This window comes from Salinivibrio sp. PR932, from assembly GCF_001996125.1.
Classification (GTDB): Bacteria; Pseudomonadota; Gammaproteobacteria; order Enterobacterales; family Vibrionaceae; genus Salinivibrio; species Salinivibrio proteolyticus.
On sequence record NZ_MUFM01000028.1, the window covers coordinates 12,113 to 38,823 of the forward strand.

The 26,711-nt window shown below is 50.4% G+C and carries 25 protein-coding genes; 14 read left to right on the top strand and 11 right to left on the bottom strand.

What is annotated here, in order from left to right; all coding sequences use genetic code 11:
- Positions 1–4: 4 nt before the first annotated feature.
- Positions 5–454: an Lrp/AsnC family transcriptional regulator gene (locus tag BZG84_RS12510; protein WP_077479712.1), complete on the bottom strand. Its 450-nt coding sequence runs from the start codon at positions 452–454 to the stop codon at positions 5–7.
- A gap of 147 nt (positions 455–601) precedes the next feature.
- Between BZG84_RS12510 and BZG84_RS12515 the strand changes: the two genes are divergently transcribed.
- A complete protein-coding gene (locus BZG84_RS12515) occupies positions 602–1,525 on the top strand; it encodes a DMT family transporter (protein ID WP_077479713.1) in 924 nt (307 codons plus the stop codon).
- A gap of 28 nt (positions 1,526–1,553) precedes the next feature.
- On the opposite strand, the gene htpX is transcribed toward BZG84_RS12515, so the two are convergent.
- A complete protein-coding gene (gene htpX / locus BZG84_RS12520) occupies positions 1,554–2,432 on the bottom strand; it encodes a protease HtpX (RefSeq protein ID WP_077479714.1) in 879 nt (292 codons plus the stop codon).
- A gap of 483 nt (positions 2,433–2,915) precedes the next feature.
- On the opposite strand from htpX, the gene BZG84_RS16400 reads away from it, so the two are divergent.
- Positions 2,916–3,089 (top strand): hypothetical protein, encoded by a 174-nt coding sequence (locus tag BZG84_RS16400; RefSeq protein WP_167314491.1) that lies wholly within the window; start codon positions 2,916–2,918, stop codon positions 3,087–3,089.
- Positions 3,090–3,194: 105 nt separating this feature from the next.
- On the opposite strand, the gene bioD is transcribed toward BZG84_RS16400, so the two are convergent.
- Genes bioD through bioB form a run of 4 tightly spaced genes read right to left on the bottom strand, consistent with a single transcriptional unit; the run spans position 3,195 to position 6,935 of the window.
- Complete coding sequence (gene bioD, locus BZG84_RS12525; RefSeq protein ID WP_077678275.1) at positions 3,195–3,878, bottom strand: dethiobiotin synthase; 684 nt, start codon at positions 3,876–3,878, stop codon at positions 3,195–3,197.
- Positions 3,871–4,665, bottom strand: a complete 795-nt coding sequence (gene bioC, locus BZG84_RS12530; RefSeq protein ID WP_108743622.1) for a malonyl-ACP O-methyltransferase BioC — start codon at positions 4,663–4,665, stop codon at positions 3,871–3,873. The genes bioD and bioC overlap by 8 nt, the downstream gene beginning before the upstream one ends.
- The gene (locus BZG84_RS12535) at positions 4,662–5,876 is read right to left on the bottom strand and encodes an 8-amino-7-oxononanoate synthase (protein WP_077678277.1); all 1,215 of its coding nucleotides are present in this window, start codon (positions 5,874–5,876) and stop codon (positions 4,662–4,664) included. Before BZG84_RS12535 ends, bioC begins: the two co-directional genes overlap by 4 nt.
- Before the next feature lie 6 nt (positions 5,877–5,882).
- Positions 5,883–6,935 (bottom strand): biotin synthase BioB, encoded by a 1,053-nt coding sequence (gene bioB / locus BZG84_RS12540; protein WP_077678278.1) that lies wholly within the window; start codon positions 6,933–6,935, stop codon positions 5,883–5,885.
- Positions 6,936–7,037: 102 nt separating this feature from the next.
- On the opposite strand from bioB, the gene bioA reads away from it, so the two are divergent.
- Positions 7,038–8,318, top strand: a complete 1,281-nt coding sequence (gene bioA, locus BZG84_RS12545; RefSeq protein ID WP_077678279.1) for an adenosylmethionine--8-amino-7-oxononanoate transaminase — start codon at positions 7,038–7,040, stop codon at positions 8,316–8,318.
- Positions 8,319–8,666: 348 nt separating this feature from the next.
- Here bioA and BZG84_RS12550 read toward each other — a convergent pair whose 3' ends face one another.
- Positions 8,667–9,881, bottom strand: a complete 1,215-nt coding sequence (locus BZG84_RS12550) for a multidrug effflux MFS transporter (RefSeq protein ID WP_077678280.1) — start codon at positions 9,879–9,881, stop codon at positions 8,667–8,669.
- A 284-nt stretch (positions 9,882–10,165) separates the two neighbouring features.
- Entirely contained in the window at positions 10,166–10,963 is a 798-nt protein-coding gene (locus tag BZG84_RS12555) for a MetQ/NlpA family ABC transporter substrate-binding protein (protein ID WP_077678281.1), read from the bottom strand.
- Between the two features lie 159 nt (positions 10,964–11,122).
- Here BZG84_RS12555 and BZG84_RS12560 point away from each other — a divergent pair, with 159 nt between their 5' ends.
- The 4 genes from BZG84_RS12560 to sstT all read left to right on the top strand — a co-directional run bounded on the left by BZG84_RS12560 (position 11,123) and on the right by sstT (position 14,596).
- Positions 11,123–11,692: an LON peptidase substrate-binding domain-containing protein gene (locus tag BZG84_RS12560; protein ID WP_077662033.1), complete on the top strand. Its 570-nt coding sequence runs from the start codon at positions 11,123–11,125 to the stop codon at positions 11,690–11,692.
- Positions 11,693–11,819: 127 nt separating this feature from the next.
- Positions 11,820–12,392, top strand: a complete 573-nt coding sequence (locus tag BZG84_RS12565; RefSeq protein ID WP_108743625.1) for a sigma-70 family RNA polymerase sigma factor — start codon at positions 11,820–11,822, stop codon at positions 12,390–12,392.
- Positions 12,385–13,071, top strand: a complete 687-nt coding sequence (locus BZG84_RS12570) for a ChrR family anti-sigma-E factor (RefSeq protein ID WP_077662035.1) — start codon at positions 12,385–12,387, stop codon at positions 13,069–13,071. The genes BZG84_RS12565 and BZG84_RS12570 overlap by 8 nt, the downstream gene beginning before the upstream one ends.
- Before the next feature lie 307 nt (positions 13,072–13,378).
- Positions 13,379–14,596, top strand: a complete 1,218-nt coding sequence (sstT, locus tag BZG84_RS12575; RefSeq protein WP_069586844.1) for a serine/threonine transporter SstT — start codon at positions 13,379–13,381, stop codon at positions 14,594–14,596.
- Positions 14,597–14,703: 107 nt separating this feature from the next.
- On the opposite strand, the gene mlc is transcribed toward sstT, so the two are convergent.
- Positions 14,704–15,918, bottom strand: a complete 1,215-nt coding sequence (mlc, locus tag BZG84_RS12580; RefSeq protein ID WP_077479726.1) for a sugar metabolism global transcriptional regulator Mlc — start codon at positions 15,916–15,918, stop codon at positions 14,704–14,706.
- Between the two features lie 264 nt (positions 15,919–16,182).
- On the opposite strand from mlc, the gene queE reads away from it, so the two are divergent.
- Positions 16,183–16,848 carry a 7-carboxy-7-deazaguanine synthase QueE gene (gene queE, locus BZG84_RS12585; RefSeq protein ID WP_077479739.1) on the top strand — a complete coding sequence of 222 codons (666 nt, stop codon included), beginning with the start codon at positions 16,183–16,185 and terminating at the stop codon, positions 16,846–16,848.
- A 108-nt stretch (positions 16,849–16,956) separates the two neighbouring features.
- Here queE and queD read toward each other — a convergent pair whose 3' ends face one another.
- The gene (gene queD, locus BZG84_RS12590; protein WP_077455681.1) at positions 16,957–17,319 is read right to left on the bottom strand and encodes a 6-carboxytetrahydropterin synthase QueD; all 363 of its coding nucleotides are present in this window, start codon (positions 17,317–17,319) and stop codon (positions 16,957–16,959) included.
- A 249-nt stretch (positions 17,320–17,568) separates the two neighbouring features.
- Here queD and BZG84_RS12595 point away from each other — a divergent pair, with 249 nt between their 5' ends.
- From BZG84_RS12595 to BZG84_RS12610, 4 genes are all read left to right on the top strand, one after another.
- Positions 17,569–19,188: a methyl-accepting chemotaxis protein gene (locus BZG84_RS12595; protein ID WP_077662036.1), complete on the top strand. Its 1,620-nt coding sequence runs from the start codon at positions 17,569–17,571 to the stop codon at positions 19,186–19,188.
- Positions 19,189–19,289: 101 nt separating this feature from the next.
- A complete protein-coding gene (gene asnS, locus BZG84_RS12600; protein ID WP_077479728.1) occupies positions 19,290–20,690 on the top strand; it encodes an asparagine--tRNA ligase in 1,401 nt (466 codons plus the stop codon).
- A 157-nt stretch (positions 20,691–20,847) separates the two neighbouring features.
- Entirely contained in the window at positions 20,848–22,041 is a 1,194-nt protein-coding gene (locus BZG84_RS12605; RefSeq protein WP_077479729.1) for an amino acid aminotransferase, read from the top strand.
- Positions 22,042–22,205: 164 nt separating this feature from the next.
- Positions 22,206–23,759 (top strand): methyl-accepting chemotaxis protein, encoded by a 1,554-nt coding sequence (locus BZG84_RS12610; protein ID WP_077678283.1) that lies wholly within the window; start codon positions 22,206–22,208, stop codon positions 23,757–23,759.
- Positions 23,760–23,881: 122 nt separating this feature from the next.
- Here the strand turns inward: BZG84_RS12610 and folE are convergent, their stop codons facing one another.
- Positions 23,882–24,538: a GTP cyclohydrolase I FolE gene (gene folE / locus BZG84_RS12615; RefSeq protein ID WP_069587112.1), complete on the bottom strand. Its 657-nt coding sequence runs from the start codon at positions 24,536–24,538 to the stop codon at positions 23,882–23,884.
- Between the two features lie 360 nt (positions 24,539–24,898).
- Here folE and BZG84_RS12620 point away from each other — a divergent pair, with 360 nt between their 5' ends.
- The gene (locus BZG84_RS12620) at positions 24,899–25,720 is read left to right on the top strand and encodes a phosphate ABC transporter substrate-binding protein (RefSeq protein WP_077479731.1); all 822 of its coding nucleotides are present in this window, start codon (positions 24,899–24,901) and stop codon (positions 25,718–25,720) included.
- Between the two features lie 76 nt (positions 25,721–25,796).
- A complete protein-coding gene (gene pstC, locus BZG84_RS12625; protein WP_077479732.1) occupies positions 25,797–26,708 on the top strand; it encodes a phosphate ABC transporter permease subunit PstC in 912 nt (303 codons plus the stop codon).
- Positions 26,709–26,711 lie beyond the last annotated feature (3 nt).

Sequence of the window (26,711 nt, forward strand, 5' to 3'; positions counted from 1 at the left end):
GGCGCTACACTTTTAGCGCCGCGCCTTGTTTGACCGCGCGGATCGCCACATTGGTATTGATGTCTTTGACCATCGCCAAGGTCTGTAACTGGCGCATAAAAGCTTCATAGTGCGGTAAATCGCGCGTCACCACTTCTAGTAAATAGTCATAGGTGCCAGAAATGACGTGACCGTTGATCACTTCATCCATTTCCACCAGCGCGTTTTCAAAGGTGACAATCGCCTCTTCTCGGTGATTACTCAAACTCACGTTAACGAAAAAGGTCATGTTTAGCCCAATCCGCTGGCGATTTAGGGTGACCTGATAGGACGCTATCACCCCATCGGCTTCCAGCTTTTTGATTCGTCTTGCACACGGTGAAAACGACAGCCCAACCGCATCAGCGATTTCCGCGGTGGTACGCCGCGCATCGTCTTGCAACAGCGCCAGAATGGCTTTGTCTTTACTGTCCAAATCGCTTCCTTAGTGATTTTCAACAACAAAAGGATAGTTAAAGATGATAGACGCTAACATGATGGCAAATCACTCTTTAATTTGCCACCAATCCCTCCTTTGACGCTGCCACACTAACTCTATTGTTGAACAAGGAAGTGACCAACCATGCCTGCCACCTCTCAACGTGTATTAGGCCTTGCCGCCATGCTTGTCACCGTGACCATTTGGGCGAGCCTGTTTATCTCATTGCGTCAGGCCAGCCAATCGGTGTTAACCAGTGGCGATGTTGCCCTACTGCGCTTTTTGCCCGCCGCACTCCTATTTGGTTGGCTGAGCCGTCATCGGGTCCGTCATATTGTCTCCGTGCCCAAACGTTATCTGTTTGCGATTGCCTTCGGTGCCGGTTTACCGTTTTATCTGCTCGCTGCCACAGGTATGCAGTTAGCCCCTGTTGCCGATGGCGCCTCGTTAATTCCGGGGATCTTGCCACTGTTTGTCTCTACCATCGCTTGGGGCGTTTATGGTGAATCGCTCTCGGTGGGACGGCGATTAGGGATTGGGCTTATCGTGATCGGTATCGGCGCGTTTTTGTGGCATTCGCTGTTCTTCTCACCGTGGAGCGTCACCCAAGGCCATTTGATTTTGCTTGCGGCCAGTATCAGCTGGGCGTGGTTTACCATTGGCGTACGTGTGACAGGATTGAATGCCGCAGAAGCCGGCGCGGTACTCGCGATTTCGGCCGTCTTGTTGCTGCCTGTGGGCGCGATGAGCGGGCTGATCTCGTTTAACTTGCTCCAAGCGCCTTTGGGCGAGCTGGGCTACCATGTGCTGGCGCAAGGCTTGGGCGTGGGGATCATTGCCAATTACAGCTATGCATTTGCGATTCGTCGCTTAGGTGCAGAAATGAGTGCCGCAATAGGTGCATTCACGCCTGTAGTGGCTGCGCTGATCGCCATTCCTGTGTTCTCAGAAACCGTTAGTCTGCTTACCGTGGTGGCGATGGCGTTGATTGTATTCGGTGCGGTGCTCGCCAGTGAGGGGATAAAGTGGCGACGCACACAAACAAAAAGCGGCCCGCAGGCCGCTTAATCTGTGATTCGGCGTAAATGCTATCCGGTTAGAGATAGTCGCCACGACGCAAGGCATCGATACGTTTTTCTAGCGGTGGGTGAGTCATAAACAACTCACTCAGCGTTTTCTTACCGTTGATGCCAAATGCCATCATTGAACCTTCCAGTTTCGGCTCGTGGCTGACTTTTAAACGCTCCAGTGCTGCAATCATTTTCTGTTTGCCCACCAGCTGCGCAGAGCCTGCATCGGCGCGGAATTCGCGATGACGGCTAAACCACATGGTGAGAATGCTAGCCAAAATACCAAACACGATTTCTAGCACTGACGACACCAGGAAGTACATCATCCAGTTGCCGCCGCCTTCGCCTTCTTCGTCGTTGTTCATACCGCTGACCGCGCCAGCAATGACACGAGAGATAAAGATCACGAAGGTGTTCACTACCCCTTGCATCAAGGTCATGGTGACCATGTCGCCGTTGGCAATGTGGCTGACTTCGTGCGCCAGTACCGCTTCCGCTTCATCACGGGTCATGTTTTGTAGTAACCCCGTTGATACCGCGACCACAGAGTCGTCACGTTTTGCGCCGGTGGCAAACGCGTTGATATCAGGCGAGTTATAGATCGCCACGGTTGGCATGCCAATGCCAGCACGCTGAGCCTGTTGACTGACCGTGTTCATCAACCAGTGCTCGGTTTCATTACGTGGATGCTCAATCACTTGCGCCCCTACTGAGCGAAGTGCCATGGATTTTGACATCAGCAACGAGATAATTGAGCCGCCAAAACCGAATACAGCCGCCAGCACCAGCAACCCAGACAAGCTGCCCGGCTGCATGCCTGTAACCGCGTAGATGATGTTCAGCACAATGCTGAATACGATCAGTACCGCGAGGTTGGTAGCAAGAAATAATCCTATGCGTTTCATCGTGTGTCTCCGTCGCTTAAACCCAGTGTTTAGCGCTTACTTGTTGTAATGGTAAAAATAGTATGGGCATTCAAGATAAAAACAATCCTTTGATGCAATTTGTTACGAATAAAATGATTGAATCCGCCCATCGCTACAAACAGCAGCATCACTCCGCTGACCAGTTAGTGTGGCACGTTATTCCCATCTGATATAGATAAAATGTGATCTCGGCCGATTGAGAAATTTTCACAACCAATTCAGCAGCTTAAAAACAAATCTAACACATAGAGCCAGCATTTTAGACAAATCCAAGCTACTATAGACTTTAGTCGAGTTGTAATTGCGTTAAGAGGGCGCTAATTTGGCTGCAGCTGTTTAAAACTAGATAACATTTTCTCACTCATTGTTTATATCGCGATGAAGCGTCAATGAGACGAGACAAAGTGTGAAGCCCTGATCAAGAGCCGCGTCAAAACAACGCGTTATCAATGGAGTGAAACCATGGCAGAAAAAGAAAACTACCGTGTCGCCATCGACATCTTATGCTGTCATCTCGGCATGAGCTTCGACGAAGCCTGCTCAGAACTTGGGTTAGCATCGGATGACGCCAGTGCAGCGCGACAAATTGCAGAAGTCCAGCAAGGTCTAATGGGATTACTGGACGATCAAAAATAAGCGGTCGTTGTCAGTCATTCCTGTTACAAGCCCGCCTCTACATTAGCAAAAAGCCAGTTTTCACTGGCTTTTTTAGTGTCCGGCATGACTCAATGCGCCCACCGTTTAAGGCGCTAAAAGCGCACGGATATCCAGCGTTGACGCCCGTTGTGCTGGCGAGGCATCGGCAGCAAACGGCAAGTGCCCCAGACAAGGCGCATCTAAATGCGCGTCAAGATAGCGCACCATTTCGTCACTGTGCTGCACTTTGGGAGCAACGGCGTTTGCCACCCATCCAGCTAACGTAAGCCCGCGTGCACGTATGGCCTCTGCGGTGAGTAAAGCATGGTTTAAACAGCCAAGTTTAATTCCCACCACCATGATCACTGGCAGTTGGTGGGTAACCACCCAATCGGCAAGCGTTTCCGTCTCACTCAGTGGCACTTGCCAGCCTCCAGCCCCTTCTACCAATACCGGGCTGGCCTGCTGTTTTAAATGCGCGAGCCCATCGCTTAACATCTGGGTATCGATGGGCTTGTTGGCTAACACGGCCGCCCAATGCGGCGAGCACGGCGTTTCTAACAACACTGGATTGATAGCGGCATACGGCAATGCGATCGCACTGGCGTGCTGTAAAGTGACAGCGTCACTATTTAGTTGGTGATCAGGCGCTAAATCAGCACCAGCAGCGACAGGTTTATAGCCCACCGCTTGATAACCTTGTTTGATAAAAGCGTGCAACAGCGCCGCCGTGGTATAGGTTTTCCCCACTTCGGTGTCGGTGCCGGTAATAAAGTAACTGTCATGCATGGTGGTTAATCACTATGTAGCCAATTTGATAGGTCGCCGGTAAGGTGTTGGCGGCAAGTGCAAAACGCTGATACGCCTTTTCTACCGCACTAAACTGCGCTCTTGTCGCCAGCCCTTGCTGCCCCGCCCCTTGCGGGCGATATGTCGCGCCAATGCCTTTTAAGCTTTTCATTACCGCATGGGCATTAGCAAAGGTGAGCTGTTCGCTCTCTTGCAACACGGTTGCATGTGTCAACCCGGCGCGTTGGGTTGCCTGTTGTAACTCCGAGAAGGGGATAAAGCGGTTCACTCGTGACGTGCCGCACGTTTGTTGCCACGCGCTGTCGAGTTCACACAGTGATCCTGTGAGCAGTGTCGAAACAAGAATTTGTCCGCCGGGTTTAACGACCCGACTCAGCTCCGCCAATGGCACGTGCAAATCGTCACACCATTGCAATGCTAACGAGCTAAATGCCAGATCGACACTATTATCAGCCAGCGGCAAATGCTCCGCATCAGCTTGTACGCCTAGCATGGCATCACCACAACGCGCTTTTGCCGTCGCAAGCATGGGGGCGCTGAGATCCAGTCCAATCACTGTTCTAGCGTGAGTCATCCACTGCTGGGTGAAATAGCCGGTGCCACAACCGACATCTAAGACGGTACCGAGATGGATAGCTTTTTGCTCTGACTCAGCCAATGCCATTAACCGATGGCCGACACGGCGCTGCAGCGTGGCACTGTCATCATAATAGGGCGCGGCGCGGCCAAACGCTCGGGCAATCGCTTGTTTGTCGGCGACGGTCATGGCGTCACCTCGCACGCTTTGCCGCTCGCTAATACCGGCTTCAGCGCCTCAATCAGTGCGGTGATATCTGTTTTTTGATGCTGTGCCGACAAGCTGATCCGCAGACGTGCAGTGTTAGCGGGGACAGTCGGAGGCCGAATCGCCCCCACCCGAATGTGCGCCTTCATCAAAGCCTGATTTACCAGCTGTAATGCTGCCAAATCGCCGATAATCAGCGGTTTTATCGGGCTAGGCGTCGCGAGCAGTTGCGGGAAGGGCTGCCTATTACCAGCGTGCGGTTCGAAAGCAGACGTCGTCTCTAACCAGTCGTGGAGCCCTTGCGTTAACTGTTCGGCATGACCGCTGAGTGTTTCTCGCCGCCAGTGCTCTGTTCGTGCCAGCCTAATCGCATCCTCAATGAGCGCCGCTTGCGCAGGTGGCATGGCGGTCGAATACACATAATGGCGAGCGAACTGGCGTAAATAGTCAATAATGGTGGGAGAAGCCAGCACTGCCGCCCCAGCGATGCCCAAGGCTTTTCCAAACGTCACGATTAAAATATCTGGCCGCGCGCCACGACTGATACTGCCCTCGCCTTCTTGCCCCAACACGCCAATTCCATGCGCATCATCCAATGCCCAGAGCGCGCTCGATTGGTTGGCAATCGCGGCAAGGCTTTCGGTTGGCGACACATCACCATCCATGCTGAATACCCCTTCTGAGACAATCAGCGATTCGGACGGTTGGGTTTGTTTCGCGAGCAGTTGGCGAAGGTGTGCCATGTCGTTATGACGAAAACGGCGCTGTGTGGCAGGGCTCAATAAGCCAGCCTCAATCAAGGAGGCATGGTTGAGTTTGTCTTGAAACAAGACATCGTCTTTACCTAACAGCGTAAAGAGCAAGGCTTGGTTGGCGGCAAAACCACTGTTAAACAGTAACGCTTGCGGATAACCGAGCCAGTCACACAAGTGATCACAAAGGGATTGATGCGCCGCGGTAAAACCAGATACTACCGGCGAGGCCGTTGCACCCACGCCCCAGCGTTCAAGATGCTGCTGCGCTTTTTTGACCAGCCGCGGGTCTTGCGCGAGGCCTAAGTAATCATTACCCGCAAAGTTGCGCCATGACTCGGCGACGGCATTTTCACCACTTTGCCGCCATAAGCCTTGTTGCTGGCGTGCGGCCAGCTCGCCTTGGTAACGACGGGTCAGCGCTGATGTTGTGTCAGTCATGGGGACTTAGACACTGGCGTCGTAGAACAAATCGCTCTCTTGCGGGCGCGCTGCCACTCGCTCGGCCACTTGCTCAAGTAAGTCATGCTCAGTGACTTGATCGGGCTTTTGGCTGACCGCTTCGCGATTAATACCCAGCTTTTTAAATAGCTGCATATCCGCATCTTCGTCAGGGTTTGGTGTGGTCAACAGCTTGCAGCCGTAGAATATCGAGTTGGCGCCAGCCATAAAGCATAAGGTTTGCATTTGCTCGTTCATGTCTTCGCGCCCGGCAGACAGCCGCACTGCCGATTTGGGCATCATGATCCGCGCCACCGCGATAATGCGGACGAAATCGAACGGGTCGACGTCATCGACGTTCTCAAGCGGTGTGCCCTTTACTTTGACCAGCATGTTGATTGGCACGCTTTCTGGGTGAGCCGGCATATTGGCCAGTTCAACCAGCAAACCCGCGCGATCGCGAGCACTTTCGCCCAGCCCAATAATGCCGCCGGAACACACCTTCATTCCCGCGTCTCGCACATTAGATAAGGTATCGAGGCGTTCTTGATATGTCCGCGTGGTAATAATATTGCCGTAAAATTCGGGCGAGGTATCGAGATTGTGGTTGTAATAATCCAAACCCGCCTCAGATAAGGTCTTGGCTTGCTCTGCATCCAACATGCCCAGTGTCATGCAGGTTTCCAACCCTAATCCTTTCACGCCTTGGATCATATCGAGCAAATACGGCATATCGCGTTGCTTGGGGTTTTTCCACGCCGCACCCATGCAAAAGCGCGTCGCGCCTGAGGCTTTGGCTTTCTCCGCCGCTTCGAGCACGCGTTCCACTTCCATTAAGCGCTCTTTCTCAACATCGGTGCGATACCGCGCACTTTGCGGACAATACTTGCAATCTTCTGGACACGCGCCGGTTTTGATCGATAACAGTGTGCTGACTTGCACTTGGTTGGCAGGATGGTATTCACGATGCACTTGCTGCGCTTCAAACAGCAAATCCATGAAGGGTTTATCGAACAATGCTTGCACTTCCTGTGCGGTCCAGTTGTGTCTTATTTCCACGCGGTTTTCCCCGTTGTTGTCGTTTTAATGCTTGGCTAGTCTACCCACAGACGTTAACCTGTCAACACAACAAGATCACACTGGTTTACATCTGGTTCATTTATGAGCACTAACACCCATTTTGACCGCGAGCATATCTGGCACCCCTACACCTCAACGCTCGACCCTTTGCCTTGCTTACCTGTCTCACACGCAAGCGGCGCCGAGCTACACCTTGAAGATGGCACTGTTCTGATTGATGGTATGTCATCGTGGTGGGCAGCGATTCACGGCTACAACCACCCGGCTTTAAACGCTGCGGCGCATCAGCAAATTGATAAGATGTCGCATGTGATGTTTGGCGGTCTCACCCACCAGCCCGCGGTATCGCTTTGCGAGCGCTTGGTCGCGCATTCACCCGCCCCGCTCACGCAAGTGTTTTTGGCCGATTCAGGATCGGTATCAGTAGAAGTAGCGCTTAAAATGGCGATGCAATATTGGCAGGGACGCGGCGAATCGCGCGCACAGTTTTTGACCTTGCGTCATGGCTACCATGGCGACACGTTCGCCGCCATGTCGGTGACGGACCCTGATAATTCGATGCACAAACTCTACAAAGGGTTTCTGCCCCAGCATCATTTTGTGCCGTCGCCACAAAGCCGCTTTGACGGTGAGTGGAACCCTAACGACATACAGCCCATGCGCGACGCACTCGCCGCCCATCACGGCCAACTGGCCGCCGTGATCTTAGAGCCCATCGTGCAAGGCGCAGGCGGTATGCGTTTTTATCACCCTGAATACCTGCGTCAAGTGCGCGCTCTATGCGACGAATTTGATGTGCTGCTGATTGTGGATGAAATTGCTACCGGATTTGGCCGCACCGGTAAACTATTTGCGTGTGACCACGCGGGGATCAGCCCAGATATACTCTGCGTCGGTAAAGCACTGACCGGCGGCTACATGACCTTGGCTGCCACGCTAACCACCCGCCATGTGGCCGATACCGTCTGCAGCGGTGATGCAGGCTGTTTTATGCACGGTCCTACCTTTATGGGCAACCCTCTCGCCTGCGCCGTGGCCTGCGCCAGCATTGATACCTTGCTAGAAAGTGACTGGCCGCAGACCGTCGCGCACATCGAGAAGCAGCTAAAAACCGGCTTAGCACCTGCTCGCGCATTGGAATGTGTGGCGGACGTTCGTGTGCTTGGCGCAATTGGCGTGATAGAGCTGAATGACCCGGTGAATCTGGCCGATATTCAGCCTTTAATGACCGCACAAGGCATTTGGGTCCGCCCCTTCGGCAAACTGGTGTATGTGATGCCACCCTATTGCATCCGCGACGACCAACTCCACCAACTCACCCAAGGCATGATCACCGCAATTAAGCAGTTTTTTGGTGAGTAGACAAGGCGTCAGTCACGCTCGATGCCAAATTTGCCCCCAGTGTCCGATGGCGCCGTGCAACGGGCGCGCAGCCCACATTATGATAATTATTGGCATCATGCTGGCGCTTATGCCGACCTACGCGCTATTTAGAATTTTTGAATACAGAGCGCTTCGCTTACGGAATACAGAAGAGAACAAATCGCGCTCGTATCAGCTCTTTCCGTATTCCGTATTCCGTATTCCGTATTCCGTATTCCGTATTCCGTATTCCGTATTCCGTATTCCGTATTCCGTATTCCGTCAAATTGTGTCATTAACGGCGATGGCGCTAGCGATGGTTTTCACCCTTTTCGAACCGTGTATTTGTCATGATGCCTCACTCGGGGTACTGGCGACGTTAACTTTCGGGGCCGCAAACCCGCGAAAGATATTATGAACAGAAAGCAGCGCGCACACACCCACTACCACACCAAGGTGCCATGCTTCGCTAACGCCCAAGCTCAATAGCGCCATACTCATCAACGCAGAAATGATCATCTGTCCACCACCGGAGAGCGCAGCGACGGTGCCAGCTTGGTTAGAGTAAGGTTGCATCACCTGCGACTGGGCGCACGGCAGCGCAATCCCGTTACCAAACACCATAAAGAACTGCCCTATCATCAGCAATAAAGGATCCATCGGAGTGAACCATAACCAGACCGCAGAGATGAGCTGCATCACGGGTGCCATCAACAGCATACGCTTGGTACCCAAACGCGGCCGAATGCGCGAAACCAGCGCACTACCCAGCAATAAGCCACATGTCGGAATAAGCGCCCACAGCGCATATTGATCCGAGGTCATACCGATGCGCTCTTGCATTAAAAATGGCATCAGCGACACCGTGGTGATCACCAAGGTAAAATTCACCCAGCTAATACTGGCGAAATAAAGAAAATACGGTGTTTTTAGCAATGCGCCATAGCGACCGAGGATCACCTTCACATTAGGCAACGGCGAACGAGCGAGCATGCTTTCCTTGAACTGGAAAAACAGCACGCACCACACCAAGCTGGTGTACACCATCAGCAAAATAAAGATCGCCAGCCAGCCTAAGTTATGGTTAACAAAGCCACCAATCACAGGAGCCATAATAGGCGTAAATGAGGCGACCATGATCAGATATGACATGGCTTGAGGAAGCTGATCCCCCGAATACGAGTCACGGGTAAAGGCACGTGAGAGCACCGCACAGCAACCGGTGCCCATGCCTTGAATGCAGCGGCCAATCACCAAACCGGTGAAACTAGCACTAAAGCTCACCATCACGGTTAAGCCGATTAAAGAAAGTAACACGCCGGCTAATAACACCCGGCGGCGGCCAAGCGCATCCGAGATAGGTCCATAGATAAACTGTGATGGCCCAAAACCGAGTAGATAAGCAGAGATCAGCAGTTGGACATCATCCATACTGAGGTTAAAGTCTCGGGCTATCCACGGCAAAGACGGGAACACCAATCCCATACTGAACTGTCCAATGCTGACCGTTAAGCATGCCAGCAATACGGGCGACCAATTAAATGGACGAGTAGCCGATTGCATCCAATTTCCTGTGCATTTGCGTCGAGAGAAGAAAGGTAAGTGTCAAGCAAGCACGCGGCATAAATCACACTTTGATTGGCATAGTAACGCAATAAGCAACTGAGTGGTAACAAAAATTTAAAATTCGCTCACGTTAGGTTGGATGGAGGAAAGCGCGGCTAATGACGAAGATCGCACGTCAGCAAGATTGGCAACATGGCGCAAATTAAAGACATGAGATGGAACCCAAAAGCCCGATACGGTCTCACGAATCGGGCATCTTAACTATTAAGCGCGACGCGCATTTAAAAAGCGGGTTCAATCGTGCCTTTAAACGTCTTTTCAAGGAAGTCTCGGGTTTGTTGGGACTGAAATAGCGCCACCAAACGTTGTAGGTCGGGGTTGTCTTTATCTTCTTCGCGGGCGGCCACAACCATTACCGCCAAGGGAGCATTTTTCGACTCCAAGAAAATACCTTGCTCACTCGGGCTTAATCCCGATGACATCACATAGTTCATGGTGATCGCCGCCGCATCGACATCCTGTAAGCTGCGTGGCAGTTGTGCCGCCTCAACCTCAACAAATTCGAGTTGTTTAGGATTGGCGATGATATCTTGCAAGGTAGCTTTGAAGCCGACACTGTCGGCTAAGGTAATTAACCCCGCCTCTTGCAGCAATAACAATGCGCGCCCCGCGTTGGTAGGATCGTTGGGGATCGCAATTTGTGCGCCATTCGGCAGCGCATCAACATGCTCAACGCGATCAGAGTAGATCCCCATCCGCATCAAAATGGAACGTCCCATCGATACCAACTGGCTACCGTTGTTTTGGTTGTAGTTATCCAAAAACGGCTGATGTTGGTAACTGTTGAGATCTAAGCTATCATCCGCCAAGCCAGCATTGGGGGAAATATAGTCAGAAAATTCGACCACCTCGACCGCAATGCCCTCGGCTTTTGCTTGCTTGGCAACCGCTTCAACGACTTGGGCATGCGGCCCCACTGTGGCGCCAACTTTGATCACCTTATCCTTTGGTTCTGAGCAGCCAATCAGCGTAAGCGTCAGTCCGAGAGTGAGAATAAAAGAAGCACGTAGAGATTTCATCAATCGGTAATCCTTTCCGAAAAGCCATTTAGACATCTATACTGCCAAATAAGAAAAAGATGTCAATCATTGTTTATGCGATTCTCTGGAAGCTTGATCGCTTGTCGCTAAGGGCGCGTATTAGTCAGCATGTTCAATTAATTATCAGGAGGCGCGGATATGACCAAGCTGTTTCCTTTGCCCCTATTTTTGTTACCGGGTGGCAGAGCAAAACTACGTATTTTTGAACCCCGCTATTTACGGTTGGTGCGCGAATGTACCGCCAACGGAGAAGGGTTTGTCCTTGCAATGATGCAAGGTCAGCGGCTTTATAAATACGGTACTTTGGTCGATATCGTTGATTTCGAGACGCTTCCCGATGGATTGCTGGGCATAACCATTGCGGGCCGACAACGGGTGGAAATTATGTCAACCGAACAAGCGCCCGACAAATTGTGGTTGGGTGATATACGTACCCTGCATGATTGGCCACACGATGATTATGTCGATAATACGGACGATGAGGTGCAAGCGCGCATTGCCACCAGCCTCAAGCACATATTTGCTGCTCATCCTGATCACGCCGAGCAGTATGAACAGCCTCATTTCGAGGATGTCACCTGGGCGTGTCAGCGTTGGTTAGAGATTCTGCCCCTCACGAGTGCGCAGAAACAATGGTTTATCGCACAAGACTCCGCCGATGAGGCCAAGCAATTCATTCACCAACTGCTTGAAGAACACGTCGAGTGATCCAAATGATTTGTGGTGCGTATTGGGTTGTCAGATGGACGGCACTGACAGATAGGACTCAACTATGACTGCGCCTCAAACCATGTATACTGAAGCTTCAACCTCGAGACGGAATACACGTACCACAATGACTGACGTGACGAAGGAAGAGTTGGCGGAGCTATTATTACGCGTTGCGGAACAGCGAGATCGTGTCGCTTTTGAGCGTTTGTTTCACTTTTTTGGCCCGAAGATCCGATCTTATGGGTCCAAACATCTGCGCGCAGACGGACAGGCAATGGAGCTTGTCCAAGAGACCATGTTGGTAGTGTGGCGAAAAGCCCATCTTTACAACGCCGAGAAAGGGGCGGCAACGACCTGGGTGTTTACCATCATGCGTAACATTAGTTTCGATATGCTCCGCAAGGTGCAATCGAACCGCGAAGACAATTTTAGCGACGAGATTTGGCCGATACTGGAATCCGGTCAACAAGACAATGAAACCGACTCAGGTGCTCAGCACATGATGGATCAGGAATTATTATCCTTCATTGATGAATTACCTGAAGTACAACAACAGGTGGTGCGTGGTGTGTACTTAAAGCAACTCACCCACCAAGAGCTATCGGACCAACTTAATGTTCCATTAGGGACCGTGAAGTCGCGTTTGCGACTCGGGCTCGAGAAGCTGCGCAATCATCTGGAGGTCAACAATGATTAAATATCATCCTTCTTCCGAACTGCTGGATGCCTTTGCAGCCGGCCAATTACCGACATCCATGGCGATTGCTCTCTCTGCACACGTTGAATTATGTCAACAATGCCGTAAGCATGTGAGTGCGAAAGAAGAAGCGCTAGCATTAGCTGCGTTTGAAGAGGCTGAGACCGAGCACGAGTTCGCGGCAGGCACTCTGCCTTGGGACGATGATCTAGAAGCGGACATGATGAGTGCGATTTTCGACGCACCTGAACAAGACGAGGCATCACGCATTCAAGTCGCTCGCTCTAACGAGATTAGGGTTGGAGACAAAACCTACACACTACCACGCGCACTGCAGCGTTTTAGTGATTCGAATTGGTTATCATTCGGCAAGGTGCAACGCGCAAGGCTGAATCTTGAAGAAGGCGCCACACGTGCGAGCTTCTTACATATCGACGAAGGCGGCTCGGTTCCAGCCCATACACACAAAGGCTATGAGCTGACGCTGTTACTCGATGGCACCTTTGAAGATGAAAGCGGGCAATACTCGCCGGGTGACTTTATTTTGTTGGATAGTCGACATCATCACACCCCCTCCACCAAAGACGGGTGCCTGTGCTACACGGTCGCGAATGCGCCACTGCACTTTACTAAGGGTGTGAGTAAGCTACTTAATACCGTGGGTCATGCGATTTACTAAAAATCCTTGTGCTAGTTGTTATCCTATCTTTGGCGGCGAAAGCCGCCTTTTTTTATGCTGTTCAAGACAATAAATGCGTACAAATGCTCGGCGCATTAAAACGATTTCCTCACATCTAGCGCCGTGATAACAGAATAATTACACTAAAGAAACTTTCATTTAATGCCAACTGACTGACAGAATCCCACCTAACTAGTGCAAAGTATCAATTTTCACTTTACATAGGGTGAATCAAACTGGTTTAATTCCCCACTTCTAACGATTCATTAACAGCCATTGATAAAAAACACAGTGAAGTGAGACACACATGAGTCAAACACAACTCGCCAGTATCAGCCGAGGTCACTCGTTGGTACTTCAAATCGTTATAGGTATTCTTGCCGGGGGCGTACTCGCCTATCTGTCGCCTGAGTTGGCGAGCACAGCAGGTTTACTTGGTAAGCTTTTTGTTAGCGCACTGAAAGCAGTTGCACCCATTTTGGTCTTCGTTTTGGTTGCTGCCTCTATCGCTAACCAAAAGAAAGGTCAGCGCGCCAATATGCGCCCTATTATTTTCCTCTACCTGCTCGGCACGCTGGCGGCATCCTTGACCGCGGTTACCATGAGCTTTTTGTTTCCGACGACCTTACAGTTTGCCGCAACCGATGCAGCTGTCGCGCCACCGGAAGGCATTACCCAAGTATTAAACACCTTGCTGTTTAATATTGTCGATAACCCAGTCAACGCTCTGATGTCCGGCAACTATATCGGTATTCTCGCGTGGGCGATTGGTTTGGGCATTGCCTTACACCATGCATCAAGCGAGACCAAACGCGTCTTCTCTGACGTGTCTGAAGGCGTGTCTATGATTGTGCGCTTCGTGATCCGTTTTGCGCCCATCGGTATTTTTGGCCTTGTCGCCAACACCTTGGCACAAAGTGGTTTTGATGCGCTGCTTGGCTACATTCATTTGCTTGGTGTGCTCCTTGGCAGTATGGCAACGATTGCGTTGATCGTTAATCCACTGATCGTGTTTTATAAAACGCGCCAAAATCCGTATCCACTGGTTTTCCGCTGCCTGCGTGAAAGTGGCCTTACCGCCTTCTTTACCCGCAGCTCAGCCGCGAATATCCCTGTGAATATGCAGCTGTGCCGTAAGCTCAAGCTTGATGAAGATACTTACTCTGTCTCGATTCCACTCGGGGCAACGATCAACATGGGTGGCGCGGCAATCACCATCACGGTTCTTACACTCGCCGCGGTACATACCTTAGGGATTGAAGTGGATATTGCCACTGCAATTCTGCTTAGCATTGTTGCCGCAGTGTCTGCGTGCGGTGCATCAGGCGTTGCTGGCGGCTCACTCTTGCTGATCCCACTGGCGTGTAACTTGTTTGGTATCCCACACGAAATTGCCATGGAAGTGGTCGGTGTTGGCTTTACCATTGGTGTGTTGCAAGATTCAGCAGAAACGGGGCTTAACAGCTCAACAGACGTAGTCTTTACCGCCGCAGCCTGTATGGGTGAAGAGCGTAAAAACGGATAAGCCGATAAAGGGCGTTTTATCGGCAAAAGGCGGATAGCGCTCCCATTCAGGTTTGATACAAAAAAGCAGGTGCTTGGCACCTGCTTTTTTCGTTTATGCGCTCGTTACTAGCCTTCCAGTACCTTCATGAGTAGTTTGCCGTCGTACATGGCTTGTTTCACCATCGCAGCGCCCGGCATGGTCGCTTGCGTGTAGAAATAACTTTCTTCTAGCACTAAGTTTTGGCTGTATAAAGGGATGGTTTGCGTCTTTAAGCATTCCATGATTGCTGGATAGAGCACCGATTTCGCCCGGTTAAACTCGCCGCCAAATAATATTTTTTCCGGATTAAATAAATTCACCACGATGGCGATCGCCGTTCCTAGGTGATGGCCAAGCTCTGTAATCACGCGTTGCGCCAACGCATCACCGGCGACGGCGGCATCACAAATCGCGTCAATGGTGAGGGTTTTACCGCGCAATTGACTAGGGTGCCCCTCTGCGAGCAAGGTTTCTACCTGCTCAATGACCGCGGCTAAACTTGCCACGGTTTCTAAGCAGCCATAATTGCCACAAAAGCATCGCTTACCAAATGGCTTCACTTGAATATGACCCAGCTCACCCACATTCCCCACGCGCCCTTGGAGTACTTTTCCTTCTAGGATAATCCCAGCCCCAACGCCATTGTGAACGGCAATCAGCACCGCGCTATCTGATTCTTTCGCGTTACCAAATAACTTTTCAGCCAGCGCCCACGAGCGGGTATCATTACCCACAAAAACCGGTAATCCTGTTTCTCGATGCAGGACGGGTCCCAATGGCATATGGCTAACCTCAAAGTGCGGCATTTGAATGACCGTTCCTTGCGCACTATTCACTAAGCCTGGCAACGACACCGCGATGCTTGTCACGCGATCCACCACGTCATGATGACGCGAAAAGAAGGCTTTAACGTACTCGACAACGGTCGCTAGCAAGGCCTCTTGAGGCATCACCGCCAACTCATGGCGTTCTTGTACCAGAATGTCACTGCTTAACGAGTGCAAAGCCATCGTGAGGTAACCGCGCCCTAAACGCATCGATAAGAATTGCCACCCGTCATTGTCCAGCATCAACCCAACGGCGGGTCGACCACGCATACTGGTTTCTTGAATTTGTGTTTCTTTGACAAGGTGTGCGTCCATTAGCTCACGGACAATTTTAGTAATACTGGCAGGTGCCAGCTGGCTGCGTTTGGAAAGCTCGATGCGCGAGATAGGCCCAAAGCGGTCGATCAAGTTGTAAACTGTGCCGGCATTTTTGCGCTTGATATGATCAATATGCCCCGGCTGCCCAATAATCATGCCCTGTCCTATTACTGCTGGGATCTGGCGATCCTATTCATGATGATGCGTATAATTGAATTTTTTTACTTTGCGAACTAATTGTGAAGCACAATAAGGTCGCCGCGTGATATCTATCACTTTAAGGTGTGAAAATCGCGTTTAGCCTCACGAAACCATACGATTTAGTAACTATGGTAAAAATCCAATCAATCGTGAAAAAGCAAGATCTGCGGAGGATAAATTGGCATAATGCGCCGTCGAATCGAACCGCCAGAAAGCATGATGTACCGAGTAAACGAAATATTTGAAACTATTCAGGGAGAAGGCACATTTACTGGCGTGCCCTCCGTCTTTGTCCGCTTGCAAGGTTGCCCTGTCGGCTGCGCTTGGTGCGATACCAAGCAAACATGGGAAACCGATGATAACGATCAGCAAGACAAGATATTTATTATCGATAAGTCAGAAGACTCGCCTGCTTGGTGCTGGCTGAGTGCGAAAGATATTGCGACAGAAATCACCCAACGCTATCAGGCTAAACACATTGTGATTACTGGGGGGGAGCCTTGCCTATACGACTTGGTGCCCTTAACCGAGGCGCTAGAAGCGGTTGGGTGTCAGTGCCAAATTGAAACCAGTGGCACATATGAGGTCAAAACCAGCCCGCAGACTTGGGTCACGGTGTCACCTAAAATCAATATGCGCGGCAAATTACCGGTACTAGCCAGTGCGATGGCGCGCGCGAACGAAATCAAACACCCTGTGGGTACCGAAAAAGACATTGCACAGTTAGATGCGCTGCTTGGCGACTGTCCACCTTCACCGAAGGCAACCATTGCGCTACAGCCGGTCAGTCAAAAGTCTCGTGCCACCAAGCTATGTATTGATACCTGTATTGCGCGCGGCTGGCGCTTGTCGATACAAACGCACAAATATTTAAATATTGCCTAGCGCAAATAGATAAAAACTCGGGTGTCGGCCGATACTTCGCGGGCGAGTTCAACCGCACGACATGAATAATATCGATCAAAAAGCCGAGTGTTATCACTCGGCTTTTATTTATTCACCGCGGTAAGTACAGCCTGCGGTGCAGGTTTCTTTCACCATTACCTTGCTTAATAAAGGCAGGTTTGGCTTGACCTGTTGCCATATCCAACGCGCCAACACTTCGCTGGTTGGGTTTTCCAGCCCTTCAATCTCATTGAGATAGTAGTGGTCAAGACGATCATAGATAGGCTTGAAAGCGGCTTTGATGTCAGCGAAGTCGATCACCCAGCCTGTGTGTGGGTCAACCTCTCCTTCAACATACAAACGCACCATAAACGAGTGACCGTGCAAACGCCCACATTTGTGCCCTTCTGGCACATTCGGTAAGTGGTGTGCGGCCTCAAAGGTAAATTCTTTAAACAGTTCAGTTGTCATACTGCCAAATCCCATCAACAACAAGATGGCGCATGCTACTCAACTTCCCTGACCGACACAATCTCTATCCCTGAGATCAGCGCGATTATAGCCAACGCAAACCGTTGCCCGTCGCAAAGGTGCGACAATTTACGTCGATGAAATCACACATTTTATATGGGAATCGCGGCATCTGGTGAGACACGGTTTAACATAGATCTGACAGAATTCAATTGACATACATATAATTTAATAACAAACGGTTGACTCATGCGCATGACTCTCGCGAGCAAACTTCTCCTTTCTCTTTTTCTCGTCTTCGCTCTGGTGCTTGTGACCTCGTTGGCCTATCAATCACATCAGCAAAAAGCGCTGATGACCTCGATAGTCAGTGAACAAACGCTCGATAAAGCGTCTAACTATTTCGATAGTCTGAATATGTTGATGCTGACCGGCACAATCAGCCAACGCAATACACTGCGCGACAAAATGCTTTCCCACAAGGGTATTGAAGAGGCACGTGTTATTCGGGCAGAAGCGATCACCCGCTTTTTCGGTCCAGGCAACCCTGAACAAGCCCCAAAAGATAATATCGACCAACGTGCGCTTGATGGCGAGACCATTGTCGAAACCTTTGACTCTGAATCCGGCAAGGGGTTGGTTGTGGCACTGCCAATGAAAGCCAGCAGTGATTATCGCGGGACCAATTGCCTACAATGCCATGTTGCCGAAGAAGGCACTGTGCTGGGCGTTATTCGACTCGAATATGACTTACAGCCGCTCTATGGCACCATTGATAAAGAAATGCTGATCACTGCTGGGATCATGGGCAGTATCGCTGTGTTGGGCTTTCTGATCTCACTGACAGTGATCCGTCGTTGGGTGGTGTCACCCCTCAAACACGTATCGGCCTTTATGAAGCGAACCAGTCGCGACAAAAACTTGGCTGAGCGCTTGAATGACACACGCAATGACGAGATTGGCGAGCTATGTAATAGCTGTGATCAATTACTCGATAATTTTTCTGCTAGCTTACAACAAGTGCAACGTACCTCAGAGACGCTGTCGTCTGAAGCGCTAAACCTCATTCGCGTCTCTGGGCATACCGACCAACTCGCCGATAGTCAACGTCATGAAACCAATGATATGTCTACAGCCATCAATGATGTTCAGCAGCATCAACACGACATTCAAAGCCGTACGAGCGAGGCCGCACAATTGAGCGAATCGGCCGCCACTAGCGCCAATCAAGGCAGTGAACTGGCCAACGTCGCCGCTAATGATATTCGTAAACTGATGGATGATATTGGTCAAGTACGCAGCCAGATTTTGGATGTAAACCAGCAAAGCCAACAAGTGACAACTATTTTGGGCGTGATCCGCGAAATCGCTGAGCAGACCAACTTACTCGCTCTGAATGCAGCGATAGAAGCCGCTCGCGCTGGTGAACAAGGTCGCGGCTTCGCCGTGGTCGCTGAAGAAGTACGTAACTTGGCCAGCCGTAGCCATGATGCAACCGGGGAAATCCAAACCATTATTGAAAACTTGTGTTCAGGCAGTGAAGCATCCGCCCAAGCGGTCGAGGCCACCACAGAAAGTGCGAATCAACGTGCCGAGACGGTGATGCAGCTCTCTGACGCCTTGGCTGATATTGCTGAGCAAGTGACCACAGTGAACAATAATACCGATGACATTAGCCAACAAAGCCAACATCAAGCACAAATGACCGACGCCTTGCTCGAGCAAGTTGGGCGTATTCAAAATCACGCTAACGATACCGCCAATAATGCGAATGAAGTGAAAGCAATCAGTGCAAATCTCGAACAACTGGTTGAACAGTTAGAAGGATTAATTGGACAATTTCAACTTTCAGACCGCCTCAAGCCTTGAAGCTACACAAGATACAGGTAAACTTGCTAGTCTAACTTGCAAATCCACTTTCTCGGTGGCAGTGACCACCGAGTTGCCCTAAACGGAGATAGAAGCGAATTATGACATACGCGCCTGTAGTAGACGTCCTGCGCGGCAAGGCGGCAGTCGACACTGAAGTGACTGTTCGCGGTTGGGTTCGGTCTCGCCGAGATTCCAAAGCCGGTATTTCTTTCCTCGCCATTTATGATGGCTCTTGTTTCGACCCTATTCAGGCCGTGGTCCCCAATGAGCTGGAGAATTATCAGCAAGACGTTCTGCGTTTAACTGCAGGCTGTTCTGTTGAAGTGACCGGTAATGTGGTGGAATCACCAGGGAAAGGTCAAGCGTATGAGCTTCAAGCCACTGCCGTGAAGGTAGTCGGTTGGGTTGACGATCCAGACACTTATCCTATGGCCAAGACGCGTCACTCGATTGAGTACCTGCGCGAAGTGGCCCATTTACGCCCTCGCTCTAACGTGATTGGTGCGGTAGCTCGTGTTCGTCATACCCTTTCTCAAGCCATTCATCGTTTCTTCCACGAGCAAGGCTACTACTGGATGTCTGCCCCGCTGATCACTGCATCAGACTGTGAAGGCGCCGGTGAAATGTTCCGCGTATCGACGCTGGATATGGCCAACGTGCCAAAAACAGAGCAAGGCGATGTCGACTTCGACCAAGACTTTTTCGGCAAAGAGGCTTTCTTGACCGTATCCGGTCAGTTAAACGCTGAAACCTATGCCTGTGCGCTGAGCAAAGTGTATACCTTTGGCCCCACCTTCCGCGCTGAAAACTCTAACACCAGCCGTCACTTGGCTGAGTTTTGGATGGTAGAGCCTGAAGTGGCCTTTGCCGATCTTGATGATGCTGCAGCGCTAGCAGAAGCCATGCTGAAATATGTCTTCAAGGCTGTTTTGGATGAGCGCCGTGACGACATGCAGTTCTTCGAGCAGCGAATCAATAAAGAGGTAATCACGCGCCTTGAGAAATTTGTTGAAGCTGATTTTGCCCAAGTTGACTACACAGACGCGATCACTATCTTGCAAAACTGCGGTAAGACGTTCGAGTTCCCTGTCGAATGGGGTATTGATCTCGCCTCAGAACATGAGCGCTATCTGGCAGAGGAGCACTTCAAAGCGCCTGTTGTGGTGAAGAACTATCCAAAAGATATTAAAGCCTTCTACATGCGTATGAACGATGATGGCAAAACCGTTGCTGCAATGGACGTATTAGCGCCTGGCATTGGTGAGATTATCGGTGGTTCACAGCGTGAAGAGCGTCTTGACGTGCTGGATCAACGCCTTGAAGAAATGGGCCTCGAGAAAGAAGATTTCTGGTGGTATCGCGACTTGCGCCGTTACGGCACTGTGCCTCACGCCGGCTACGGCCTCGGGTTTGAGCGCTTGGTATCTTACGTTACCGGTATGAGCAACATCCGCGACGTGATCCCATTCCCTCGTTCGCCACGTAATGCGAGCTTCTAAGTAAAAGACCATTCAAAGGCTGCGAGTACGCAGCCTTTTTCTTGCCTATTGTTACGCTTGGTATCTCTAGGCATGGCTGGTGGTTTCTATCCAAGAAAACAAGTGGTATAACGATCCCAGCCTGAGTTTCATTCATCATTAACCATGGACGACACCAATGTTTGAGAAAATTTCTGCCGCTCCCGCCGATCCCATTTTAGGACTGACTGAAGAATTTAAAGCGGATCCTCGTGAAACGAAGATCAACTTGGGGGTCGGCGTATACAAAAACGAGCACGGCGAAACCCCTGTGCTGAAAACCGTAAAAAAGGCCGAAGCATTGCTGCTCGAAAAAGAGAGCACCAAATCCTATCTAAGCATCCCGGGCACTGCGGAGTACGGCCTTGCCGTTCAGCAGCTTCTATTCGGTGAGCAGGCTTCGGTTATCAAGGATAAACGCGCTCAAACTGCACATGCGCCTGGTGGTACTGGGGCGTTACGCCTTGCTGGCGAGTTCATTAAACGCCACCTTGGTGATGTCACGGTATGGATCAGCAACCCAACGTGGGCTAACCACAAGGGCGTGTTTACTGCCGCAGGCCTACCTCTCGCCGAGTACACCTACTACGATGCCGCGAAGAATGACAAAGATTTTGCCGGCATGGTCGCGGATCTAGAAAAAGCAAACAGTGGTGATGTGGTTTTGCTTCACGGCTGTTGTCATAACCCAACCGGTATCGATCCGACCGATGCGGAATGGAAAGTCTTGGCTGAGCTATGTCAGCGCAAAGGCTTACTGCCGATGTTTGACTTTGCCTATCAAGGGTTTGCACAAGGTGTTGAAGAAGACGCATCTGGTCTACGTATCTTTACGCAAACCTGCCCAGAACTGTTGATCGCCAGCTCCTTCTCGAAAAACTTTGGCTTATACAATGAGCGTGTGGGCGCGTTCACTTTGGTTGCACAAGATCAGCAACAAGCCGTAACTGCCTTTAGCCAAGTGAAAGCCATCGCGCGCGTGATCTACTCTAACCCACCAGCCCACGGCGCAGGTATTGTGACAGAGATCCTCAATAATCCCACGCTAAAAGCAGAGTGGCATCAAGAACTTGCTGATATGCGCGATCGCATTAAAACCATGCGAACCGAGTTTGTAGCAACATTAAAAGACAAAGGCGTTAATCGCGACTTTAGCTTTATCGAGCAACAAAACGGGATGTTTTCTTTCTCTGGCTTGACCAAAGATCAAGTGAACGCGCTAAAAGCCGAACACGGTGTTTATATTGTCGGCTCTGGTCGCCTTAATGTGGCGGGTATGACGCACACCAATATGGAGCCACTTTGCACTGCCATCGCAAAGGTTTTAGACTAAGCGCCACTGTCATCGAAATGTCATAAAGGGCCGACAGGCCCTTTTTTTTGTCGATGGATCAATTGAAGCAACATTATATTAACAAAAATATCATTAAAAAGCCCATAGCCGCTAGACTAAAACTAATAAGGCTCTTATGAACTGTGATCAGAAAGATAAATACTATGAGTGGTAATGAAGTTGTATTTGGTGACGATGAACGCCTCGTTTCGACCACCGATAAACGTGGCGTTATCACCTACTGTAATCCAGAATTTATTCGTATTGCTGGCTTTGACGACGACGAATTGATGGGTGCACCCCACAACATCATTCGCCATGCTGACATGCCCAAAGCCGCTTTTGCGGACATGTGGCGAAACCTCAAAGCCAATCAACCGTGGCGAGGCATCGTTAAAAACCGCTGTAAGAACGGCGATTATTACTGGGTTGATGCTTACGTGACCCCAATCTATGAACGCGGTCAGGTAACAGGCTATCAGTCGGTACGGGTCAAGCCAGATCCCGCGGTGAAACACCGAGCTGCCCAGATCTACAAAAAATTACGTGCGGCCGAAAAAGGAGGCAAATCACTGGGGGGGGTCTCCATTGAGAACATTCCCGGCGCCGCTAAACTGGCACTGCTTATCGCCGGCCTCGCGGTTGCGCCGCTCTCCCTCGCCTTTGCTCCCAGTATCAATGGATGGGATATCGCCAGCGCTGTCGCCATGCCTGCCATATTAGGCACCCTATTTCGCGATGAGCTGTTGACGCTACCCGCTTTGATCCGTGGCTATCAAGCCGACTATGACAGTATTAGCCGCTATATTTATGCAGGAACAGGCTTAAGCTCAATCGCTGACTACAAGGTTAAGATGCTGCAAGCGCGGATCCGTACCATCCTCGGCCGTATGTTGGATGCCTCTTTGTCTCTCAATCGCTTTTCTGATGAATTGAGCGCCCTCTCGCAGCGTGTTTCTCAAGCGATCAATACCCAAAGCCATCAAATCACCTCGGTGGCCAGCAATATTGACCATGCCTCAGACTCGGCCAATAAAGTGTTAGAAAACGCGCAGCAAAGTGCTGAGCTACTGCAATCAGTACAACAACAAAGCCAAGAGACACAAGCGCTGCTTCATCAAACCGGTGAGCAGCTTCAAGCCCTAGCCAAACAGTCTGAAAGCTCATTATCCGCGACACAGCAGCTTTCTGTGACCGCAGAGCGAGTCACCGATTCAATGAGTGAAATCAGTGGTATTGCTGAGCAGACCAATTTGTTAGCTTTAAATGCCGCAATTGAGGCTGCGCGTGCCGGTGAACAAGGTCGCGGATTTGCGGTTGTCGCTGAGGAAGTCCGCGCCCTATCTAGCCGCACGCAAGGCGCAACAGAGCAAATTCAGCAATCTATCCAAGAGATGCACGATACCATTCAACAATGGCAAGCGCAGATCCATGTTAGTCACGAGCAAACCCAGCAATGTGTCGATACCACAGATCATAGTATTGCCAGCTTAAACGCGGTGACGACGGCGATTGACGATGTGGTATCGCGTACCAGCGAAACCCATCACTCAGCACAGGCCCAACTGCAGACTTTTAATGATATTAATCGCGATATCCATGCCATTGAATCGGTATCACAGCAGAACCTCAATGAAGTGAACGATGTTTCGCAAGCAAGTGCAGAGCTGCGCGACAAAGTCCGTCAGTTTCACGATATTGCCAAACAGTTTGAATAGTCACACCTTGGCCACTCCATGACTGGTCAAGAACAAGCTCGGTTCTGACTGTCATAAAAAACGCCCGCCATCTCACGATGGGGGCGTTTTTGCATCGTTTCGCTTACTAGGCGTCTCTCTAACTAATTGATACCGTGCAGAAATTCAGCGCGCGTCGCAGCATTCTTTTTGAATTGACCACCTAAAGCAGTGGTGGTTGTCTCACTGTTCGCATCCATCACCCCACGCGATTTCACACAATAGTGTGTTGCTTCGATACGAACCGCAACATTGTCGGTTTCAAGTAAGGTTTGCAATGCCACCAGGACCTGACGCGTTAATCGCTCTTGTACTTGGGGACGTTGAGCGAAGAAGCGAACAATGCGATTGATCTTGGATAGCCCAATCACTTTCTTATCCGGTAAATAGGCGACCGTTGCGCGCCCATCAATGGTCACCAAGTGGTGCTCGCAGGTACTGGTGACTGAAATATCCTTCACACGCACCATCTCGTCGCAACCCATCTTGTTTTCAATCATGGTTACTTTAGGGAACTGCGTGTAATCCAAGCCCGAGAAGATCTCGTCCACATACATCTTTGCGATTCTTGCTGGTGTCTCCGCCAAGCTGTCGTCAGTCAAATCAAGATCAATAGATTGCAGGATTTCACGCATGTGAAATTCAATTTTTTCTTTTCGTTCTGCCGCAGACAACGCTGACTTTGCTGTCATCGGTGTCTCAATACCACGAGCAACCAGCGCTTCCTGAACTTTTTTTGCAGCATCGCTCAATGCCATGATGGATTCCTTTTAGGTCTGGCCTAAGTTGTTCTTTTCAGTACACACATTGCCCGCGAACGGATCAGTGCTGTCATTTAATAGAAGAATAACGTTAATCATTTAAAAATACACCTTGTGAATACTATGGCTTTTACTACTTGACCCATAAATGCGCACTTAAGTGTCAAGCCAAGTGAACACGGGAGGTTTGCATGTCTGATTCACTCCACAAGGTCTGTTTTTTTCTTTTCGATGTACCGTCAAATCAGTTGGCCGTCATCAAGGCTTCAARTTAATGAAACATATTTGTCATGTTTCTTTCCTAAAGTGCCTCTCGTTCGAAACAACAAACCGCGACTCATCGCAAATAAGGGATACGATATGAAATCTAAGGTCTTTGGCGCCATCATGATGGCAGGTGCCATGTTCTCTGCCTCAGCAAGTGCACAAGAAACTGTTTCAATCTCTGGCTCAACGTCAGTAACCGAAGTCATGGAAGTGTTGGCTGAAACCTATCATCAGCAACACCAAGACACCTACATCGAAGTACAAGGCACAGGTTCGTCAGCAGGTATCAAAGCCGCTAAAAACGGCACTAGCTATTTTGGCATGGCTTCACGCGAGCTAAAAGCTTCTGAAAAAGAGTCTTCACTAAAAGAAACAGTCATTGCCCGTGATGGCATCGCTGTTGTTGTCAATAACGCCAACGGCGTCAAAAACCTCACTGCAGACCAAATCGCTAAAATCTATCGTGGCGAAATCACCAACTGGTCAAATGTCGGTGGCGAAAACAAACCTATCGTTCTGGTGACACGTGACACGGCTTCGGGCACGCGTGGTGCATTTGAAAGCATCATGGGTCTGAAACGTAAAGTGAACGGCATGAAAGTGTCAGCCATTTCACAAAAAGCACAAGTCGCAAATGGTAACGGCGTTGTGAAGACCATTGTTGCCAACAACCCACTTGCAATTGGTTACATCTCTCTAGGCTCCGTGGATGATTCCCTAAAAGCACTGAGTGTTGACGGTCATGCACCGACTACTGAAGCCGTGGCAGCGGGTGACTACAAAGTTGCACGTCCTTTCTTAGTACTTCATAAAGAAGGCACTACCTCAGCAGCGGCGGACGATTTCCTCAACTGGGTACTGTCTGCAGATGGCCAGAAGATTGTTGCAAACCAAGGTTATATCGCTGTTAAGTAAGTAGAATTTTGGCCCAGCAAATGGCTGGGCCTTCTTTTGTTACATCCTTAGCCATTTTTGGCATGGAGTTGTTATCATGACCATCGCATCCGAACAGGTAAATAATGTCTCGGGCTCGAGTCTCACTAAACGCACTCGAGTTGACTGGCGAGAAAAGATTTTTCACGCCTTGTTTTTATTCAGTGCCATTGTAGGCGTGTTATCACTTGCCACCATTGGCTACTTTATTTTCCGCGAGAGTATTCCTGCACTCTCTGCCGCTGGCTTCACCGATATCGTATTTGGTAGCGAGTGGCTTCCGCCCGCGCTCTACGGCATTGCGCCCATGATTGTGGCGTCATTGGCCTCCACCGCAGGGGCTGTCCTTTTGGGCGTGCCTGTCGCTGTGCTCACCGCTGTCTTTATCGCGGAAGTCGCACCGAAATGGCTCGCCAATATCATCCGCCCGGCGGTTGAGCTCCTCGCAGGCATTCCATCGGTGGTTTATGGCTTCTTTGGTCTGGTCATCATCGTTCCGTTGATCCAAGACATCTTTAATGTTCCGGCGGGCAACACCCTACTTGCCGGTGTCATCGTGTTGGCCGTCATGATCTTACCAACGGTCATTACGGTGTCTGAAACCTCGCTACGCGCCGTACCTCGTGCCTATAAAGAAGGCTCTCTGGCACTTGGTGCATCATCGATGTTTACGATCTTTAAGCTGCTTGTGCCTGCTGCTCGCTCCGGGATTATGACGGGTGTGATTTTAGGGATTGCACGTGCGTTGGGCGAAACCATGGCGATCATCATGGTGATGGGTAATGCCCCAGCGATGCCAGAAGGGATTCTCGATTCAGCGCGTACCCTTACCGCCAATATCGCATTAGAAATGTCTTATGCCACGGGCGTGCATGCCAGTGCCCTGTACGCGACCGGTGTCGTCTTGTTGATTTTCATTATGTTACTCAACGGCGCGCTGCTCTACCTGAACCGCGAGAAAGCGAGATAAGTT

Coding starts and splice junctions, on each gene's coding strand:
- bioD (WP_077678275.1), bottom strand. CDS start 3,878: ATGCATGACAGTTACTTTATTACCGGCACCGACACCGAAGTGGGGAAA.
- htpX (WP_077479714.1), bottom strand. CDS start 2,432: ATGAAACGCATAGGATTATTTCTTGCTACCAACCTCGCGGTACTGATC.
- sstT (WP_069586844.1), top strand. CDS start 13,379: ATGAGTCAAACACAACTCGCCAGTATCAGCCGAGGTCACTCGTTGGTA.
- asnS (WP_077479728.1), top strand. CDS start 19,290: ATGACATACGCGCCTGTAGTAGACGTCCTGCGCGGCAAGGCGGCAGTC.
- BZG84_RS12610 (WP_077678283.1), top strand. CDS start 22,206: ATGAGTGGTAATGAAGTTGTATTTGGTGACGATGAACGCCTCGTTTCG.
- BZG84_RS12515 (WP_077479713.1), top strand. CDS start 602: ATGCCTGCCACCTCTCAACGTGTATTAGGCCTTGCCGCCATGCTTGTC.
- BZG84_RS12535 (WP_077678277.1), bottom strand. CDS start 5,876: ATGACTGACACAACATCAGCGCTGACCCGTCGTTACCAAGGCGAGCTG.
- queD (WP_077455681.1), bottom strand. CDS start 17,319: ATGACAACTGAACTGTTTAAAGAATTTACCTTTGAGGCCGCACACCAC.
- BZG84_RS12550 (WP_077678280.1), bottom strand. CDS start 9,881: ATGCAATCGGCTACTCGTCCATTTAATTGGTCGCCCGTATTGCTGGCA.
- BZG84_RS12570 (WP_077662035.1), top strand. CDS start 12,385: ATGATTAAATATCATCCTTCTTCCGAACTGCTGGATGCCTTTGCAGCC.
- queE (WP_077479739.1), top strand. CDS start 16,183: ATGTACCGAGTAAACGAAATATTTGAAACTATTCAGGGAGAAGGCACA.
- BZG84_RS12605 (WP_077479729.1), top strand. CDS start 20,848: ATGTTTGAGAAAATTTCTGCCGCTCCCGCCGATCCCATTTTAGGACTG.
- BZG84_RS12620 (WP_077479731.1), top strand. CDS start 24,899: ATGAAATCTAAGGTCTTTGGCGCCATCATGATGGCAGGTGCCATGTTC.
- BZG84_RS12560 (WP_077662033.1), top strand. CDS start 11,123: ATGACCAAGCTGTTTCCTTTGCCCCTATTTTTGTTACCGGGTGGCAGA.
- bioC (WP_108743622.1), bottom strand. CDS start 4,665: ATGACCGTCGCCGACAAACAAGCGATTGCCCGAGCGTTTGGCCGCGCC.
- mlc (WP_077479726.1), bottom strand. CDS start 15,918: ATGATTATTGGGCAGCCGGGGCATATTGATCATATCAAGCGCAAAAAT.
- pstC (WP_077479732.1), top strand. CDS start 25,797: ATGACCATCGCATCCGAACAGGTAAATAATGTCTCGGGCTCGAGTCTC.
- bioA (WP_077678279.1), top strand. CDS start 7,038: ATGAGCACTAACACCCATTTTGACCGCGAGCATATCTGGCACCCCTAC.
- BZG84_RS12595 (WP_077662036.1), top strand. CDS start 17,569: ATGCGCATGACTCTCGCGAGCAAACTTCTCCTTTCTCTTTTTCTCGTC.
- BZG84_RS12555 (WP_077678281.1), bottom strand. CDS start 10,963: ATGAAATCTCTACGTGCTTCTTTTATTCTCACTCTCGGACTGACGCTT.
- BZG84_RS16400 (WP_167314491.1), top strand. CDS start 2,916: ATGGCAGAAAAAGAAAACTACCGTGTCGCCATCGACATCTTATGCTGT.
- BZG84_RS12565 (WP_108743625.1), top strand. CDS start 11,820: ATGACTGACGTGACGAAGGAAGAGTTGGCGGAGCTATTATTACGCGTT.